Annotated in this window: 15 protein-coding genes; 8 read left to right on the plus strand and 7 right to left on the minus strand. The window is 73.0% G+C overall.

The features are described 5' to 3' along the window. Nucleotides 1–83: 83 nt before the first annotated feature. Together AB0I71_RS19145 and AB0I71_RS19150 are read left to right on the plus strand one after the other, a co-directional pair. The gene (locus tag AB0I71_RS19145) at nt 84–1343 is read left to right on the plus strand and encodes a M48 family metallopeptidase (protein ID WP_357586347.1); all 1260 of its coding nucleotides are present in this window, start codon (nt 84–86) and stop codon (nt 1341–1343) included. Next, a complete protein-coding gene (locus AB0I71_RS19150) occupies nt 1340–2464 on the plus strand; it encodes a glycosyltransferase family 4 protein (protein WP_357586349.1) in 1125 nt (374 codons plus the stop codon). The genes AB0I71_RS19145 and AB0I71_RS19150 overlap by 4 nt, the downstream gene beginning before the upstream one ends. 146 nt (nt 2465–2610) lie before the next feature. Here AB0I71_RS19150 and AB0I71_RS19155 read toward each other — a convergent pair whose 3' ends face one another. The 5 genes from AB0I71_RS19155 to AB0I71_RS19175 all read right to left on the minus strand — a co-directional run bounded on the left by AB0I71_RS19155 (nt 2611) and on the right by AB0I71_RS19175 (nt 9507). After that, entirely contained in the window at nt 2611–4266 is a 1656-nt protein-coding gene (locus AB0I71_RS19155) for a bifunctional diguanylate cyclase/phosphodiesterase (protein WP_357586490.1), read from the minus strand. A 79-nt stretch (nt 4267–4345) separates the two neighbouring features. Next, nucleotides 4346–5155, minus strand: coding sequence for an SAM-dependent methyltransferase (locus AB0I71_RS19160; RefSeq protein ID WP_357586351.1), 810 nt, complete (start codon nt 5153–5155; stop codon nt 4346–4348). Between the two features lie 167 nt (nt 5156–5322). Then, nucleotides 5323–5991: a response regulator transcription factor gene (locus AB0I71_RS19165; RefSeq protein ID WP_007072219.1), complete on the minus strand. Its 669-nt coding sequence runs from the start codon at nt 5989–5991 to the stop codon at nt 5323–5325. A gap of 7 nt (nt 5992–5998) precedes the next feature. Further along, a complete protein-coding gene (locus AB0I71_RS19170; protein ID WP_357586353.1) occupies nt 5999–7693 on the minus strand; it encodes a GAF domain-containing sensor histidine kinase in 1695 nt (564 codons plus the stop codon). 14 nt (nt 7694–7707) lie between these two features. Continuing rightward, nucleotides 7708–9507 (minus strand): AMP-dependent synthetase/ligase, encoded by a 1800-nt coding sequence (locus tag AB0I71_RS19175; protein ID WP_357586355.1) that lies wholly within the window; start codon nt 9505–9507, stop codon nt 7708–7710. A 145-nt stretch (nt 9508–9652) separates the two neighbouring features. Here AB0I71_RS19175 and AB0I71_RS19180 point away from each other — a divergent pair, with 145 nt between their 5' ends. The 6 genes from AB0I71_RS19180 (at nt 9653) to AB0I71_RS19205 (ending at nt 14920) form a co-directional block, all read left to right on the plus strand. Continuing rightward, nucleotides 9653–10108 (plus strand): SRPBCC family protein, encoded by a 456-nt coding sequence (locus AB0I71_RS19180; protein WP_357586357.1) that lies wholly within the window; start codon nt 9653–9655, stop codon nt 10106–10108. 40 nt (nt 10109–10148) lie between these two features. Next, entirely contained in the window at nt 10149–10862 is a 714-nt protein-coding gene (locus AB0I71_RS19185) for a hypothetical protein (protein WP_357586359.1), read from the plus strand. Between the two features lie 70 nt (nt 10863–10932). Next, on the plus strand, nt 10933–11880 hold the full coding sequence (locus AB0I71_RS19190) for an ROK family glucokinase (RefSeq protein ID WP_357586361.1): 948 nt from the start codon (nt 10933–10935) through the stop codon (nt 11878–11880). Between the two features lie 21 nt (nt 11881–11901). After that, nucleotides 11902–12606, plus strand: coding sequence for an endonuclease/exonuclease/phosphatase family protein (locus tag AB0I71_RS19195; RefSeq protein ID WP_357586492.1), 705 nt, complete (start codon nt 11902–11904; stop codon nt 12604–12606). Between the two features lie 92 nt (nt 12607–12698). Then, a complete protein-coding gene (locus AB0I71_RS19200; protein ID WP_357586363.1) occupies nt 12699–14105 on the plus strand; it encodes an NAD(P)-binding domain-containing protein in 1407 nt (468 codons plus the stop codon). Continuing rightward, nucleotides 14102–14920, plus strand: coding sequence for an alpha/beta fold hydrolase (locus AB0I71_RS19205; protein WP_357586365.1), 819 nt, complete (start codon nt 14102–14104; stop codon nt 14918–14920). The genes AB0I71_RS19200 and AB0I71_RS19205 overlap by 4 nt, the downstream gene beginning before the upstream one ends. Before the next feature lie 40 nt (nt 14921–14960). On the opposite strand, the gene AB0I71_RS19210 is transcribed toward AB0I71_RS19205, so the two are convergent. Both AB0I71_RS19210 and AB0I71_RS19215 read right to left on the minus strand, forming a co-directional pair. After that, on the minus strand, nt 14961–16376 hold the full coding sequence (locus AB0I71_RS19210; RefSeq protein WP_357586367.1) for a trehalose-6-phosphate synthase: 1416 nt from the start codon (nt 16374–16376) through the stop codon (nt 14961–14963). A 174-nt stretch (nt 16377–16550) separates the two neighbouring features. After that, nucleotides 16551–17399, minus strand: coding sequence for a DUF308 domain-containing protein (locus AB0I71_RS19215; protein WP_357586369.1), 849 nt, complete (start codon nt 17397–17399; stop codon nt 16551–16553).

Consider the following 17399-nt stretch of genomic DNA (forward strand, 5'->3'; position numbering starts at 1 on the left):
GGCGGTATGAGGCGCACGGCGGACGACCTGTCGGTTCGCGTTCGCTGCGGTGGCGGATCGCCGGCGTCGAGCGGGGTGGCCCGGTGAGTCCGCGCGGGTGGGCGCTGCTGACCCTGGCCGGATTGGCCGTCGCCCTGGTCGTGGCGGCACTGGTGCTGATCCCGTGGCAGCGTCCGCCGGCCCCCCGGGCCGACCAGCTCGCCGCCCTGCGTGACCTGCCGACCGAGCAGGTGGAGCGGGCCCGGCAGTTCCGGTCCGCGTTGCGTCCCGGCGGATGGGCGGCGCTCGGCGTCGGACTGCTGGTGGCGCTGGCGCTCGGGTTGACCCCGCTGGGCAGCCGCCTGATCGAGGTGGCCGGGCGCCCCTTCGGCGACCACTGGATCGCGCAGGCGGTCCTCGGCGGCCTGGCCGTGGTGCTGGTCGCCGACCTGGTGACGCTGCCGTTCTCGGCGTGGCGGCACAGCGTGCTCACCCGCTACGGGCTGGCCACCAACGGCTGGGGCGGCTGGGCGGTGGACCTGCTCAAGTCGTACGCGGTAAGTGCCGTCATCGGTGCGGTGGCGCTGCTCGGCTTCTACACCGTCGTGCGACTCGCCCCCCGATGGTGGTGGGCGTTCGGCGCGGCCGGCGCCGCCACCCTGGTGGTGCTGCTCTCCTTCGTGCTGCCGGTGCTCGTCGAGCCGGTCTTCAACCGGTTCAGCCCGATGGAGCCGTCGCCGCTGCGCAGCCAGCTGATGGAACTTGCCGAACGGGACGGAGTGCCGGTGCGCGACGTGCTCGTCGCCGACGCGTCCCGGCGCACCCGGGCGGTCAACGCGTACGTTTCGGGACTGGGGCCGACCCGCCGGGTGGTGGTCTACGACAACCTGCTGCGTGAGGCCACGCCGGCCGAGGTGACCGCGGTGGTGGCGCACGAGCTGGGCCACGCCCGGGACCGGGACGTACCGGTCGGCACGCTGACCGGCGCGCTCGGTGCGGCTGCCGCCGTGGTGGCGCTCTACCTGATCGGCTCCTGGCCGCCGCTGCTGCGCCTGGCCGGTGTCGACTCGGTGGCCCAACCCCGCGCGTTTCCGTTGCTGCTCGCCCTGGTCACGGTGGCCGGGCTGGTCTTCGCCCCGGTGCAGGCGCTGATGTCGAGGCGGGTCGAGGCCCGTGCCGACGCGCACGCGCTGGCGTTGACCGGAGACCCGGCGGCGTTCGAGTCGATGCAGCGACGCCTGTCCGCGGTCAACCTCTCCGACCCCGATCCGCCCCGCTGGGAGTACCTCTACTCGGCGTCGCATCCGTCCACCGTGGAGCGGATCGCCGCCGCCCGCGCGTACGCCAGAAAGGTTGGCCGGTGAACCGCACGTTGCTTGTCACGAATGATTTTCCGCCCCGGCCAGGCGGTATCCAGTCGTTCGTGCACAACCTCGCGGTGCGCCAGCCGGCCGGTTCGGTGGTGGTGTACGCGTCACGCTGGACCGGGGCGGACAAGTTCGACGCCGACCAGCCGTTCGAGGTGGTGCGTGAGCGCACCAAGGTGCTGCTGCCCACCCCGGTGGTGGCGCGCCGGGCCGCCCGGCTGGCCCGGGCGTACGGGTGCGACACGGTCTGGTTCGGCGCGGCGGCTCCGCTCGGCCTGCTCGCCGCCGGGCTCCGTCGGCGGGCCGGGATCCGGCGGGTGGTCGCCCTGACCCACGGCCACGAGGTCGGCTGGGCGGCGCTGCCGATGGCCCGGGCCGCGTTGCGGCGCATCGGCCGGGACACCGATGTGGTCACCTACCTGGGGGAGTACACCCGCACCCGGCTGGCCCGGGCGTTGGACGGCCTGACCGAGCTGCGGCGGCTCGCGCCCGGCGTGGACACCGACGTCTACCACCCGTCCGTCGACGGCGGCGCGGTGCGGCACCGGCTCGGCCTGTCCGACCGGCCGGTGGTGGTCTGCGTGTCCCGGCTGGTGCCCCGCAAGGGCCAGGACATGCTGATCCGGGCGATGCCGCTGATCCGCCGTCGGGTGCCGGACGCCGCGCTGCTGGTGGTCGGCGGCGGACCGTACCGGGCCACCCTGGCCCGGCTGGCCCGCCAGTCCGGAGTGGAGCGGGAGGTGGTCTTCACCGGCTCGGTGCCCTCGGCCGAACTGCCCGCCCACTACGCGGCCGGCGACGTGTACGCGATGCCGTGCCGTACCCGCAACCGGGGATTGGACGTCGAAGGGCTCGGCATCGTCTACCTGGAGGCGTCGGCGACCGGCCTGCCGGTGGTGGCCGGCAACTCCGGCGGTGCCCCGGACGCGGTGCGCCAGGGCGAGACCGGCTACGTGGTGGACGGTCGCGACGTCGCGGAACTCGCCGACCGGGTGGCCACCCTGCTGGCCGACCGGGACCTCGCCCGACAGTTCGGCGCGGCCGGCCGCGCCTGGGTGGAGCGGGAGTGGCGCTGGGAGACGCAGGCGCAACGCCTGACGACGCTGCTCGCCGGCTGAGACACCGACGTGCCTCGCCTGCCCGGTGCAGCGGCCGGCCCGGGCCGAAGCTGTCGTCTGCGTCTGCGCGGCGGTCCGGGCCGTGGTGACGGGTGGGTCGGGTGGCGGCCCGGTTCGGGCGCGCGGGTGTGGCGGACCTGGCTGGTTCAGCGGATGCGGGCGAGGATGTGGTCGGGGGGAGCGGGACGGCCGAAGTGCCAGCCCTGGCCGGCGTCGCAGCCGATCGCCCGCAGTCGTTCGGCCTGGCCGCCGGTCTCCACGCCCTCGGCGGTGACCGTCAGGTCCAGCGCGTGCGCCAGCGAGACCAGCGAGGCGAGGATCCGCTCGTCGGCGCGGGCCTCCGGGGCGCGTAGGCCGCGGACGAACTCACCGGCGACCTTCAACTCGGTCACCGGCAGATCGCGTAGGTAGGCCAGGTTGCTGTAGCCGGTGCCGAAGTCGTCGATGGCGATCCGGATGCCCAGGTCGGCGAGGGCACGAAGGGCGCGTACCGGCTCCTCGGAGGTGGTCATCATGGTGCTTTCGGTGATCTCCAGCTGGAGCCGGTTCGGCGGCAGGCCGGTACGCCGCAGCAGGGCCCGCACCTCCTGCACCAGACCGGGTCGGCGGACCTGACGGACCGCCAGGTTGACGCTGACGTACGGGGGCTGGCCCGAGGCGGACGTCCAGCCGACCGCCTCACGGCACGCCTCGGCGAGTACCCAGCCGCCGAGCTGCACGATCAACCCGGTCTCCTCGGCCAGGCCGATGAAGCTGTCCGGTCGCAACACACCCAGCCGTGGGTGACGCCACCGGACCAGTGCCTCCACGCCCAGCAGCGAGCCGTCGTGCAACGAGGTCAACGGCTGGTAGTCGAGGAAGAACTCACCTCGTTCCAGGCCCGCCGGGATGGCCGCGCTCAGTTCCTGGCGGGCCTGCTCCCGGCCGTCGCGCTCCGCGTCGTACAGGGCCCACCCCGCGCCCCCGGCGGACTTGGCCCAGTGCAGGGTGCTGCCCGCGGCCCGCATCAGGTCGTCCGGTGAGGTTCCGGCGACCCGCCGCTCCACGATGCCCACGCTCGCCGTGACCGTCACGTCATGCCCGTCGACCACCACCGGCTCGGAGAGCGCGGCCAGCGCCGCCTCGGCGACGGCGACCACGTCTCCGGTGCCGGTGGACCGTTCGACGAGGACGACGAAGGCGTCCCCGCCGAGCCGCGCGACCAGGTGCGGCTCGACCGCCCGCCGCAGTCGTCCTGCCGCGGCTACCAGCGCCCGGTCGCCGATCTGGTGCCCGAACGAGTCGTTGACCCGTTTGAACCGGTCCAGGTCGAGGAAACACAGCCCGACCCGGCGGCCGCTGCCGGCCGACCCGTCGACGGCGATGGCGAGGCGTTCGGCGAAGAGCGTGCGGTTCGGCAGATCGGTCAACGGGTCGTGGGTGGCCTGATGCCGGAAGCGGGCCTCACTGGCCCGCAGGGCCTGTTCCGCCTCGATCCGAGCGGTCATCGCGGCACGCCGGATGGACTCCTGCTCGTCGAGGGTCCGGTCACGCAGCGCCCGGGCGTAGCCGGTGGCCACCGCGCCCAGCAGGCGGGCCATCCGGTCCTCGATGTCGTCGGCGACCAGGTCGAGGTCGCGGACCAGACGAAGCTGGATCACCTCCACGGTCCGGCCGAGCGCCTCGGCGGAGGCGATGTGCGCGGCGACCAGCTCGTCGGCGACCCGGTGACCCACCCGCAGGTCGAGCGGCTCCGCCCGCAGCGCCTCGGTCAGCAGGTTGGTGAGCCGCTGAAGCAGCATCTCCAACTGGGCGTGGGTCATCGGCAGATAGCTGGTGCCCGCTACCGCCTTCGCCCAGGCGCGGGCGAACACGCCGACGCAGGGCTGGCCGTCCGGAGGCTCACCCACCGAGGCGCCCGACCCCGCCGAGGAACACCGCCCGTTCGGCGTCCTCGGCGCTTTCCGGGGTTTCCGGACGCCACTGCGGCACCCACACGACGCCGGGTTCGACAAGCTCGAAGCCGTCGAAGAATCCGGTCAGCTCGGCCCGGCTGCGTACCCACAGCGGGTTGTCGGTGCGCCGGTAGACCTCTTCGGCCTCGGCCCGCTCGGTCTCGTCCCGACCGTCGTCGCTGGCCTGGGACAGGACCAGGTAGCTGCCGGGGGCCAGCGCCGCGCGCAGGGTCCGCAGCACCTCGGCCGGCCGGTCGTCGTCGGAGACGAAGTGCAGCACCGCCACCACCAGCACGGCCATCGGCTGGGAGAAGTCGAGCATCGCGCGGACGTCGGGGTGGGACAGGATCCGGTCGGGGTGGCGCAGATCCTCCTGGACCACCGCCGTGCGGTCGTTGCCGGCCAGGATCTCCCGGCTGTGCGCCACGGCGACCGGATCGACGTCGACGTAGACCACCCGCGAGTCGGGGGCGTGCCGCTGCGCGATCTCGTGCACGTTGCCCACCGTGGGGATGCCGGAGCCGATGTCCAGGAACTGGCGGATGCCGGCGTCGGTGAGGAACTGCACGGCACGACGCAGGAACGCACGGTTGGCCTGGGCCATCAGTGGCGCCTGCGGTACCGCCGCCACCATCGCGCGGGCCGCAGCCCGGTCAACGGCGAAGTTGTGCGAGCCGCCGAGATAGTAGTCGTACATGCGGGCGACGCTGGGACGTTCGACGTCGATCGTCTCGGGTGCCCAGTCCGGCCGCTGCAATGACCTCACCCCTTCGCGCGCCCTCGGGGCGACGGCGCCCCGGCGGGTATTCTGCCCCGCTTTCGCAAGGGAGGCCATAGGCGGTCCGTGCGGAGGGCGACCAATGCGAAGATCCGTGCCCCGCCGTGGCGGGACACGGATCCCCGTAGGTGCCTGCGCCGGACGCCTCAGAACTTCGGCGCGTCCGGCGCTTCGAGCAGACCGAGCCGCAGCGCGGTCATCAGCGCCTGCGCCCGGTTGGCCGCGCCGAGCTTCTCGTAGAGCTTCGAAATGTGGGTCTTGGCGGTCGATTCGCTGACGAACAGCTGCTTGGCGATGCCGGCGACGCTCATTCCGTCGGCGAGCAGCCGCAGCACCTGACCCTCGCGGGGGGACAGCTGCGGCCCGGACGGGGCGAGTCGACGCTTCATCGCCTCGGCCAGGTCGGCGGCGGTGAAGGCGCTGGGGGAGGAGGCGGCGTGCCGGGCGGCGGCGACGACCTCGTCGGCCGGCGCGGTCTTCGGCACGAACGCGCTGGCACCGGCCTCCAGCGCACCGAAGAGCTGGTCGTCGCCGGCGTACATGGTGAGCACCACGATGCCCATTGACGCGCTGGACTTGCGCAGTGCCCGGGTGGCCTCCAGGCCGCTGCCGTCGGGCAGCCGCAGATCCATGATCACCACGTCGGGCTGCAGGGCACCGGCCTGCCGGACGCCCTCCGCCGCCGTGGCCGCCTCGCCGACGACCTCGAACTGCCGGTCGCGCTCGAAGGCGTGCCGCAGGCCCTTGCGGATCAAGTCGTGATCGTCGACAAGGAGGACCTTGGTACGGGTTGCCGGTGTCGGGCTTGTGGTCATCCTCGGCTTACTCCCCTTCTGCTGCGGCGGCGCTACCGCGAACGTTATCGCGCCGGGGCGGTGAACCGACCACCACCGCGACGGTCGTCCCGCTCGGCTGCCGCGGCCTGATCTCCAACCGGCCCCGGATACGTTCCGCTCTCTCGGCCATGATCGCAAGACCATAGTGCCCGTCCGAGCGCTGGTCACCTATGCCGTGACCGTCATCCGACACTTCGATCTGCGCGTAGGGCGGGTCGACCTCACAGGTGACCCAGAGATTGGCCGCGCCGGCGTGCTTGCGGGCGTTGGTGACCGCCTCCTGGGCGATGCGCAACAGCTCGGCCTCGGTCGCGGCGGGCAGCCGGGCGGTGGACTCGTCCAGGGACAGGTGCACCCGCAGTCCGCCGGAGGCGCCGACGGTGCGGGCGTACTCGGCGATCGCGGCGGCCAGGCCACCGTGCCGGTCCACCTCGCTGCGCAGCTCGAACAGGCTCAGCCGCAGCTCGGTGATCACCCGGGTCACCTCCTGGCGCAGCAGGCGCAGCGACTCGGCGGTCTCCTCAGCGTCGGAGTGGACGGTGGCCAGGGCATTGTCGATGCCGTAGCCCACCATCACCAGTTCCTGGGCCACCCCGTCGTGGATCTCCCGAGCCAGCCGCTGCCGCTCCTCGTTGGTGGCCAGCGAGCGCACCTCGTCGAAGAGCAGGGCGGCCTCCAGGCGCAGCGCGGCCGGGCCGGTCAGCCCGGTCACCTGGGCCACCACCGGCGGCGGGTACGCGTGCGCCGTGTCGGTCTCCAACACCACCAGGCCCACCGTGCGCAACCCGGCCACCAGCGGCACGATCAGCGCCGAAACCTCGCCACCCCGGTGCGAGCGGGACTGCGAGCGGGCCGCGGTCTGTGACTGCTGGCTGGCCCAGGCGTCGGCGATGGCCGAGTCCGCGTCGATAGTGGTTTCCCAGTCGACCCGGTCCGCGCCGAGCTGGGCGAGCACCACCAGCCGGCCACCACCGCTGGCGGAGAGCACCGCGCCCCGGTCGGTCCGGGCCACCGTGCGCAGCTCCTCCAACAGGTGCTCGGAGATGCCACCCGGGTCCAGCGTGGCGCCGGGCAGTTGGCGGGCCACCGTGCGCAGCTGGGTCAGCAGCCGGGTCGCCTCGGCGTACGGCTGGGGTTTGCTGTCGTGGCGGGCCTGCATCACCCGGTGCAGCGTGCCGGCGGCGTACAGACCGAGAGCGGCCAGGATCAGCCACTGCGCGCAGACGGCGAGATATCCGGGCTGGCTCAGCTGGCGGACCCCGCCGACCTCGGTGACCGCGCCGGCGACCAGCAGGCTGCCGGCGGTCACGGCGATCAGCGCCGCGCCCTCACGGAATCGGCGACGTAGCGCGGTGACGGTCACCGGGACCGCGAGGTAGGGCAGCACCGCGGAGGCGCCCAGGCCGCCGATGTGGCCGCCGACGGTGGCCACCGCGGCGACCTGGCTGGCCGCCAGCCCGAGCACCACCACCTCCGCCACCCGGCTGAGTGGGCCGACGAGCCGGTGCTGGGGTGCCAGCATCGCCGGCAACCCGGCCAGCGCCAGCAGGACGATCCACCACAGCTGGGTCACGTCGCGGGTGGCGAACAGGGTCAGGACGGCGACAAGCGTGAGGACGACGACGCGCGCCGCCGCGGCGAGCGGGTGCGAACGGGCCAGGGCGGATGTCGAGGCGGGCACGTGACGGATGGTAGTCAGCCGCGGTAGATGTCGGCGATCTCCGCCGCGTACGTCTTGTGCACGACCTGGCGCTTGACCTTCAGCGACGGGGTCAGCTCCCCGGTCGCCTCGGTGAAGTCGCGGGGCAGCACCCGGAAGACCTTGATCGCCTCGGCCTTGGAAACCGACTGGTTGGCCCGGTCCACCGCGGCCTGGATCTCCGCCCGCAGCCCGTCGTGCTGGCGCAGCGTCTCGATCCCGGTGTCGGCCGGCAGCCCGGCCGTCTCAAGCCAGCCCGGCAGGGCCTCCTCGTCGAGGGTGATCAGCGCGGCGATGAACGGCTGGCGGTCGCCGACCACGACGCACTGGCTGACCAGGCGGTGCGCTCGGACCTGGTCCTCCAGTACGGCAGGGGCGACGTTCTTGCCGCCGGCCGTCACGATGATCTCCTTCTTCCGGCCGGTGATGGTCAGGTAGCCGTCACCGTCCAGCGAACCCAGGTCGCCGGTGCGGAACCAGCCGTCGGCGGTGATCGCCTCGGCGGTGGCCTCGTCGTTGTGCCAGTACCCCTGGAAGATGAGATCGCCGGCGATGAGGACCTCGCCGTCGTCGTCGATGCGGATGGTCACGCCCGGCAGCGGCCGGCCGACCGTGCCGATCCGGGTGAAGCCGGGCAGGTTGGCCGAAGCGGCGGGAGAGGTCTCGGTCAGGCCGTAACCTTCGCAGACGGTCACGCCGACGCCCCGGAAGAAGTGGCCGAGCCGGGCGCCGAGTGGCGCGCCGCCGGAGATCGCGTCGCGGCAGCGGCCGCCGAGCGCGGCCCGCAGCTTGCCGTAGACCAGCCGGTCGAAGAGCGCGTGCTGGGCGCGCAGCGCCAGGCCCGGTCCGCCGGGCGTCTCCAGTGCCTCGCTGTACGCGATGGCGACCGCCTCGGCCCGGGCGAAGATCTTGCCCTTGCCGCCGGCCTCGGCCTTCTGCTTGGCGCCGTTGTAGACCTTTTCGAACACGCGCGGCACCGACAGGACGAAGGTCGGCTTGAACTCCTGGAGCTGGGCGACCAGATCCTTGGTGTCCGAGCAGTGCGCCATGGTGGCCCGGGCCTGCACCACGCCGATCTGGATGAGCCGGGCGAAGGCGTGCGCGAGCGGCAGGAACAGCAGGGTCGACGCGTTCGGCCCGAACAGGTTCGGCAGCACCGGCACGGCGTTGGCGATGTCGGCGTACATGTTGCGGTGGGTCAGCACGCAGCCCTTGGGTCGGCCGGTGGTGCCGCTGGTGTAAATGATCGTCGCCATGTCCGAGGAACGCAGACCGGCGCGGCGGCGCTCGATCTCGGTCGGCTCCACCTCCGCGCCGGCGGCCACCAGGTCGTCCACCCCGCCCAGGTCGATCTGCCAGACGTGGGACAGCGCGGGCAACTGGTCACGGACGCCGGCCACCAGCGTGGCGTGCGCGGTGGTCTCCACCACGACGGCCACCGCGCCGGAGTCGCCCAGGATCCAGGACGCCTGCTCGGCGCTGGAGGTCTCGTAGATCGGCACGGTGACCGCACCGGCCGCCCAGACGGCGTAGTCGACCAGCGTCCACTCGTACCGGGTGCGGCTCATCAGCGCCACCCGGTCGCCCGGCTGCACGCCGGCGGCGACCAGCCCACGGGCGACCGCGGCCACCTCGTCGCGGAACTGCCGGCAGGTCACGTCGGCCCAGGCACCTGTGGCGTCCCGGCGGACGAACTGCACCGCGTCGGGCGCGGCCTCGGCGTTGTCCCAGACCGGATCGGTGAGGTTGGCCGAATCGCCGACAGTGACGATCGGCGGGACGGTGAACTCGCGCACCTGCACTCCCTCGTGCTCACAGGACCGGGTCGGGCCGCCACCTGCGCCGGTGGCTGTGTCGAAACCTACCCGGCCGGCCGGCCGGGAGCACACCGCAGGTGGGCGGCGCGGCACGCCGGGGGTCACCGGACGGTAGCCTCCCAGCATGGCGGACACCTCCACCCAGTCGATCATCATCGGCGCGTCACCGGACCGGGTGGCGGCGGTCATCTGTGACTTCCCGAGCTACCCGGAGTGGACCGACGCGGTCCGCGAGGCGGAGGTTATCGAGGAGTACGAGGACGGTTACGCCAGCCAGGTCCGTTTCGTCCTCGACGCCACGGTGATGACCGACGAGTACGTGCTGGCGTACGCCTACGCCGAGGATCTGTCCCGCATCGAGTGGCACCTGGTGGCCCCGTCGAAGATGCAGCAGGCGCAGCGGGGCGCGTACGACCTGGTGGCCAACGCCGACGGGGGTACCACCGTGACCTACACCCTGGAGGTGGAGCTCGCGGTCGGGATGCTCGGGATGTTCCGGCGCAAGGCCGAAAAAATGATCATGGATGCCGCGTTGAAGCAGCTCAAGCGCCGGGTAGAAGCATCCGGTGCGGCGCAGTGACGCGTCCGGCGACCCGGTCGCCGCGGTAGAGGAGCCCAGCATGGGTGCGACAGATCCGGGTACGGCCCGGGAAGAAGCGGAGCGGCTGGTCGCCACTCTGCTGGCCACCGTACGGATGGCCGCCAACAACCCGGCAGCGGTGCCGCTGGGCCCGCTCGGCGGGATCGTGACCGGTGTCCTCGGTCACAACGACGCACCGGCCGCCGGGCCCGGTGCCGCCGGGGGTGGTTTCGCCACCGGTGCCGCCGAATGCTGCGTCTGCCCGGTATGCCGGGGCATCGCCGCGCTGCGCGACCCGAGCCCCGAGTTCGCCGAACGACTGGCCACCGGTGCCGGAGATCTGGCCGCTGGCCTGGCAAGTTTCCTGCGCGCCTTCAGCCCGGCCGAGTCGGCCCCCGGCCCGGCCGCCGACCCGGCGGAGACGTCCGCCGCCGATGCCACCGCCACCGCCGCCGAACCGTACGGCGACCACGTGTGGCGCGAGGCGACCCGTACCGGGCATGATTCTCAGCCGGCACCGGAGCGGGACGTCTGGTCCGCCGCGACCCGGGCGGAGGACGTCGCCGTCCCGGCCGCCGCGCCCGTCGACGCCGCCGGGCCGGTCGCACCGGCCGGGCGCCGGACGTCGACCGAGCGTCGCGTGGTGCCCGCCTCCCGGGTACCCGACGGCGAACCCGTGCCGGGTGACCAGCCCGCACCGGACGGCCGTGCCGTGCCCGGCGGGCGGCAGGGCGCACCAGGCGACGGAGCCTGATCAGGGACGACCCGCACCACCGGCGAGGGCCGGTGTGCGCGGGGTGGCACAGCAGAGGGGAGTGGCAGCGGTGACGCTGACCATCGGAGTCGACGTCGGTGGCACCAAGGTGGCCGGCGGTGTCGTCGACGACACCGGCACGGTCCTTGTGCAGACCCGACGGGACACCCCCGCCGACGATGTCGGCAAGACCCGCGACGTGATCATCGAGTTGGTCGCCGAACTGGCCGCCGGCCACGACATCCAGGCGGTCGGCATCGGCGCGGCGGGTTGGATCGACGCCAGCCGTTCCACGGTGCTCTTCGCCCCCAACCTGGCCTGGCGTGACGAGCCGCTGCGGGCGTACGTCAGCGCGGCGGTCGGCCTGCCGGTCATCGTCGAGAACGACGGCAACGTGGCGGCCTGGGCGGAGTTCCGCTACGGCGCCGCCCGCCACGCCGACGACTCGATGGTCATGTTCACCATCGGCACCGGCGTGGGCGGCGGCATCGTGCTCGGCGGTGAGCTGGTCCGGGGCGCCCATGGCATCGCCGCAGAACTGGGCCACATGCTCACCGTCCCCGACGGTCACCAGTGCGGCTGCGGCCGACTCGGCTGCATCGAGCAGTACGCCAGCGGCAGCGCCCTGGTCCGGTTCGCCCGGGCTGCCGCCCGGCAGGAGCCGCACCGGGCCGCAGCCCTGCTGGAGTTGGCCGACGGGGAGGCCGAGGCGATCACCGGCCCGATGGTCACCGCCGCCGCCAAGGGTGGCGATCCCGTCTCGGCCGAGGCGTTCGCACAGGTCGGGCGCTGGCTCGGCACCAGCCTGGCGGACATGGCGCAGATTCTCGACCCGCAGATCCTGGTCGTCGGCGGCGGCGTCATCGACGCCGGTGACCTGCTGATGGGCCCGACCCGTCGCTCGTTCACCGAGGCGTTGGCCCAGCGCAGCCGGTTGCCGGTGGCCGAGATCCGTCCGGCCGAGCTCGGCAACTCCGCCGGAGTCATCGGCGCTGCCGACCTGGCCCGACGGGTCTAGCCCGTGTCCTCGACACACCCGGTGACCGAACTCGGCGTGCCGCTGCGCGTGCTGTCGTACAACGTCCACGGCCAGCGCGACGACACCGCCGCGCTGGCCGCTGTGGTGCGCGAGGCGGCGCCGGACGTGGTGATCGTCCAGGAGGGGCCGCGCCGGTTCCGGTGGCGGGAGAAGTCGGCCGCGCTGGCCGAGTCGTTCGGCCTGGTCGTCGCCGCCGGTGGGCTGCCGTCGCTGGGCAACCTGGTGTTGACAAGCCTCCGGGTGCGGGTGACCGGGACCCGCTGCCGGCGTTTCCCGCTGACCCCCGGCCGGCACCTGCGCGGCGCCGCTTACGCCGACTGCCGGGTGGGCGCCTCCGCCCGGTTCACCGTGGCCGGGTCACACCTGTCCACCGACGCGGCGGAGCGTCCCGGCCAGGCCGAGCTGTTCAAACGGGACCTGGCCGCCGCACCGCACCCGGTGATCGCCGCCGCCGACCTCAACGAGGAACCGGGTGGGCCGGCATGGCGCACCGTCGCCGACGGGCTTACCGACGCGGCGGAAGCGGCCGACCGGACCGACCGGCTCACCTACTCGTGCGCGGACCCCCGACGGCGCATCGACGCCCTGTTCGTCGATGCGCGGATCATCGTGGTCGACTACGACGTGGTGGACACCCCGCTGACCCGGCGGGCCAGCGACCACTTCCCGGTCCTGGTCGACCTGTTGCTGCCCGCCACCGCCTGACATCGGCCGTCCGCCGGGCTGGACATCCCGCTCCGTTGTGGAGAGGATTTCGCGCGACCCGGCACTCGTGCCGAGACGAAGGAGATCCCCCGGTGCCCACCTCCACCGAGCCCGGCCGGCCAGATCCGGAAACGACGACTCTCGCTCGCCGCCATGACGGCCGCCCGGTCTCCGACCGGGGCGACACCGTCTGCGTCATCGGCGCCGGTGCCAGCGGCCTGACCGCGGTCAAGAACCTCGCCGAGCACGGCTTCGGGGTCGACTGCTACGAACGCGAGACCGGCGTCGGCGGTGCCTGGAACTGGCGGCACGACCGCAGCCCGGTGTACGCCAGCACCCACCTGATCTCGTCGCGGCCGTTCACCCAGTTCCCCGACTTCCCGATGCCCGACCACTGGCCGGACTACCCGCACCACAGCCAGCTGCTGTCGTACTTCGAGCGCTACGCCGACCACTTCGACCTGCGCCGGCACATCTGGTTCGGTACCGAGGTGGTGCGCGTCGAGCCGGTCGCCGACGACCGGTGGGACGTCACCACCCGCAGCACCGGCGGCTACGGCCCCGAGCGCACCTCCCGGTACGCCGCCGTGGTGATCGCCAACGGGCACAACTGGTCGCCGAAGCTGCCCCGCTACGAAGGGCTGGAGCAGTTCCGTGGCGAGGTCATGCACGCCTCGTCGTACAAGGACTCGGCGCAGCTGCGGGGCAAGCGGGTGCTCGTGGTGGGCGCCGGCAACACCGGCTGCGACATCGCTGTGGAGGCCGCCCAGCAGGCGTCGCGTTGTTGGCACTCCACCCGCCGTGGCTACTGGTACGCCCCGAAGTACGTCTTCGGTCGTCCCGCCGACCAGGTGAACGACCTGCTGCTGGCGTTGCGGGTGCCGCTGCGCGTACGGCAGTGGCTCTACCACCGGACGCTGCGACTGACCGTCGGCGACCTGACCCGCTTCGGCCTGCCGAAGCCGGACCACCGGGTGTACGAGACGCACCCGATCGCCAACAGCCTGCTCGTCTACCACGTGGGGCACGGCGCGATCGCCCCGGTGCCGGACATCGAGCGTTTCCACCCGCACTCGGTGGAGCTGACCGACGGCCGGCAGATCGACCCGGAACTTGTCGTCTTCGCCACCGGCTACCTGCCGCGCTTCGAGTTCCTCGACGGGAAGATCCTCGGCGACGACGAGGGAGTGGGCCGGCCCTGGCTGTGGCTCAACGCCCTCGTACCGGACCATCCCACGCTCGCGGTGACCGGGCTGCTCCAGCCGGACTCCGGCATCTTCACCCTGGCCCACTGGCAGGCCGTGCTCTTCGCCCGGCTGCTGCGGTTGCGCGTCAGCCGTCCCGAGCGGGCCGCGGCCTTCGCCGCCCGGGTACGCGCCGGGGCTGGTGAGCGCTACTCGGGACAGGTGAAGGAATCGACCCGGCACTGGTTCGAGGTCGGGCACGCCGACTACCTGCGCGCGCTGGAGCGCGCCCTACGCGAGCTGGAGAGCAAGTGACCGAGCGGGTGATGCGCAGCTGGGAGTGGGCGCGGCCGGTGCGCCCGGTCCGGCGTGAGGTGCTCAGTGCCGTTCCGGAACTGGAGGAGGGGCGGCCGCCACTGCTGTTCGTGCCGGGCTTCGGTCACGGTGCCTGGGCGTACGCCGAAAACTGGCTCGGACATGTCGCCGCCCGCGGCTTCAGCGCCTACGCGGTGAGCCTGCGCGGGCACGGCGGCAGCGACCCGGCACCGGAGGCGACCCTGCGGGCGTACGCCCACGATGTGGTGCAGGTGGCGGCCGGCCTGCCGCGCCGGGCGGTGCTGGTGGGGCACGGCGCCGGGGCCCTGGTCGCCGCGCACGCCATGGCCCGCTATCCGGCCCGGGCTGCGGTGCTGGTGGCACCGGTGCTCGGCGGTTGGGCGACGTTCGGCACCGCGTTGCGTCGCAACCCACTCGGTACCCTGCCGGCGGTGTTCGGTGCCGGGCTGCGGCTGAACCGCAGGCAGCTGTTCAGCAGCGAGCTGCCCGACGCGGACGCCCGGCGCCACACCGCGCGGCTGGGGCGGGCGGCCCGGCGGGCCCAGTGGCAGCTGTTGACGGGCGCCGAGCCGGAGCCGGCGGTGGGTGACCCGCCAGTGCTGGTGCTGGGTAGCCCGGACGACCGGGTGGTGCCGGCCTCGGCGTTGACCCGGGCCGCGCGACGGTACGGTTCGGCTCCGCTGCTCTTTCCCGGTATGGGGCACGACCTGATGCTCGACGCCCGGTGGCGGGAGCCGATCGACGCGATCCTCGACTGGCTGGTCAAGGATCCGGCCCGCGACGACCGCGGCTGACCGTCGCGGGCGTGGCCGGGCGGGCTGGGCGGGCTGGGGGTCAGCCGCCGCCGAGGCGGCTGAGCATCGAGCCGCTCTGATCCAAAGTGGACAGATAGGAGCGGGCCCAGGCGCGGATGTCGTGTTCGTGCAGGTGCGCGCGCATGGCCCGCATCCGCTCCCGTACGTCGGCGGGGTCGGCCCGCAACGCCGCCAGCAGGCCCTGCTTGAGCCCTTCCAGGTCGTGCGGGTTGACCAGGTACGCCTGCGGCAGCTCGGCGGCGGACCCGGCGAACTCGCTGAGCAGCAGCGCGCCGGTGTCGTCGACCCGGGCGGCGACGTACTCCTTGGCGACCAGGTTCATGCCGTCGCGTAGCGGGGTCACCGCCATCACGTCGGCGACCCGGTAGAGCGCGGCCAGTTCGGCGCGGTCGAACGGCTGGGTGAGGTAGTGGATCGCGGGCTCACCTACCCGGCCGAACTCGCCGTTGATCCGCCCGACCTCCCGCTCGACCCGGTCCCGGAGGATCTGGTACTGGCTGACCCGCTCCCGGCTGGGTACCGCCACCTGCACCAGCACCGTGTCGCGGACCTTCACGTGCCCGCCAGCGAGCAACTCGCTGTAGGCCTTGAGTCGCTGCTCGATGCCCTTTGTGTAGTCCATCCGGTCGACGCTGAGGACCACCTGGTCGGGGCTGCCCAGGTCGTGGCGCAGCCGGCGAGCCCGGTCGGCCACGTCCGGGCGGTCGGCCAGCGCGGCCATCTCGACGGTGTCGATCGACACCGGGAACGCACCGATGCGCACCACCCGGTCCTCGATCCCGATCCGCCGGTCGGTGGCCGGCAGCCCCAGCACCTTCGTCACCAACTGGGCGAAATTGTGCGCCGCCTGGGCGCGTTGGAAGCCGACCAGGTCGGCGCCGAGCATCCCGCGCAGCAGCTCGGCCCGGCGGGGCAACTGCATGAACAGTTCCGGCGGCGGGAACGGCACGTGCAGGAAGAAGCCGATGCGCAGGTCGGGTCGGAGGGTGCGGAGCAGCCCCGGTACCAGTTGCAGGTGGTAGTCCTGCACCCAGACCACCGCGCCGGGCTCGGCGACCTGCGCGGTGGCCTCGGCGAACCGCTGGTTGACCCGAAGGTAGGCGTCCCACCAGCGCCGGTGGTGCTGCGGCTGCTCGACCGCGTCGTGGTAGATCGGCCAGAGGGTCGCGTTGGCGAAACCCTCGTAGTGGTCGCGCAGGTCTTCGCCGCTGAGCGGCACGGAACGCATGCGTACCCCGTCGATGTCGGGCAGGGCGGGCGCGGGACCGGTCCCGCCGGCCCAGCCGACCCAGGTCGCGGGGGTGTGGCGCAGCAGCGGGTGCAGGGCGCTGACCAGCCCACCGGGGCTGCGGCGCCACTCGCAGGCACCGTCGGGGGCCACGCTGTCGTCGATGGGTAGGCGGTTGGCCACCACCACGAGGGAACTCTGTCGCATCTCGGGCATTCCGATCAGCAGGGGAGTGACCGCCACGAGGGAGGAACAACCGGGCAGTCGGCGGGTGACGTGACGTACTGCGGTATTCCTACTGACAGTAAGTTACACCACTGTTACGCGCGTCGGCGTGGCGGTCGGCGTCCCGGTATCCGGGCGGCTACCCTGCGCGGCGAATCAGACGACGGCGCCGTCGTCCGGGTCGCGGTCGTCGGCGTCACCCGGTCGCAGCCGCCACACCAGCGTGACGAAGCCGGCGAGGATGCCGGTGAAGCCGAGCAGCGTCACGATCCCCTGGTCGGCGGGGAGCAGATCGGGGAAGAGGAACAGCACGAAGCCGAGCAGCACGGCGAGGATGCCGGCCATCGCGAACTTCGACACCCGGGGCAGCGGCGGAGGCGGTGGCGGAACGTAGCGCTCGTCGTCGTCCGGGTCGTCGGGCAGCTCCGCGCCGAAGGTGTCCAGGCCGTCCAGCAGTGACGGCCCCTCCCCGTCCCGGGGGCCACGTCCCACCGAGACGCCGGAGATGTCGGCGGCGTACGGCAGCCGGCGTACGTCGGTGGCGGTCGGACCCGGCTCCTCGGAGCCGGGCCGGGTGGCGGTGGCCGTGCCACCGCCCCGGCCGGCCTGGTCGTCCACGTTCTCTGCGGCGGGCCACGGGTGGTCGCCGGTGTCGGTCGGGGTGTGGAAGCCGGCGACGATCCGCTCCCACTCGGCGTCGATGTCCGGTTCCTCGCTGGCGCGGGCACCGCCGGTCTCGTCGGCGAGCTGGCTGAGGTAGTCCCGGGCGGTGCTCAGGTGGGAGCGGTCGACGTAGAGCCGGTCCACCGGCCGCGACGGCACGGTGGTGGTGCGGGTCACCGGATTCAGGTCGGCCGACGGTTGCAGGTAGGCGGCAATGCCGCCGGCGGCCAGCACGTCGAGCAGGTGCTCGCCGACGCGCGGGTCGACGTCGCCAGCGATGGCGTACTCGCTCGCGTCGAGACCGTTGTCCCGCCGTCCCCGGCGGGCCCCACCCGCTGACAC

The sequence above is a fragment of the Micromonospora sp. NPDC049891 genome, assembly GCF_040660295.1.
Taxonomy (GTDB): domain Bacteria; phylum Actinomycetota; class Actinomycetes; order Mycobacteriales; family Micromonosporaceae; genus Micromonospora.

Coding starts and splice junctions, on each gene's coding strand:
- AB0I71_RS19210 (WP_357586367.1), bottom strand. CDS start 16,376: ATGCGACAGAGTTCCCTCGTGGTGGTGGCCAACCGCCTACCCATCGAC.
- AB0I71_RS19155 (WP_357586490.1), bottom strand. CDS start 4,266: ATGACCCACGCCCAGTTGGAGATGCTGCTTCAGCGGCTCACCAACCTG.
- AB0I71_RS19180 (WP_357586357.1), top strand. CDS start 9,653: ATGGCGGACACCTCCACCCAGTCGATCATCATCGGCGCGTCACCGGAC.
- AB0I71_RS19165 (WP_007072219.1), bottom strand. CDS start 5,991: ATGACCACAAGCCCGACACCGGCAACCCGTACCAAGGTCCTCCTTGTC.
- AB0I71_RS19185 (WP_357586359.1), top strand. CDS start 10,149: ATGGGTGCGACAGATCCGGGTACGGCCCGGGAAGAAGCGGAGCGGCTG.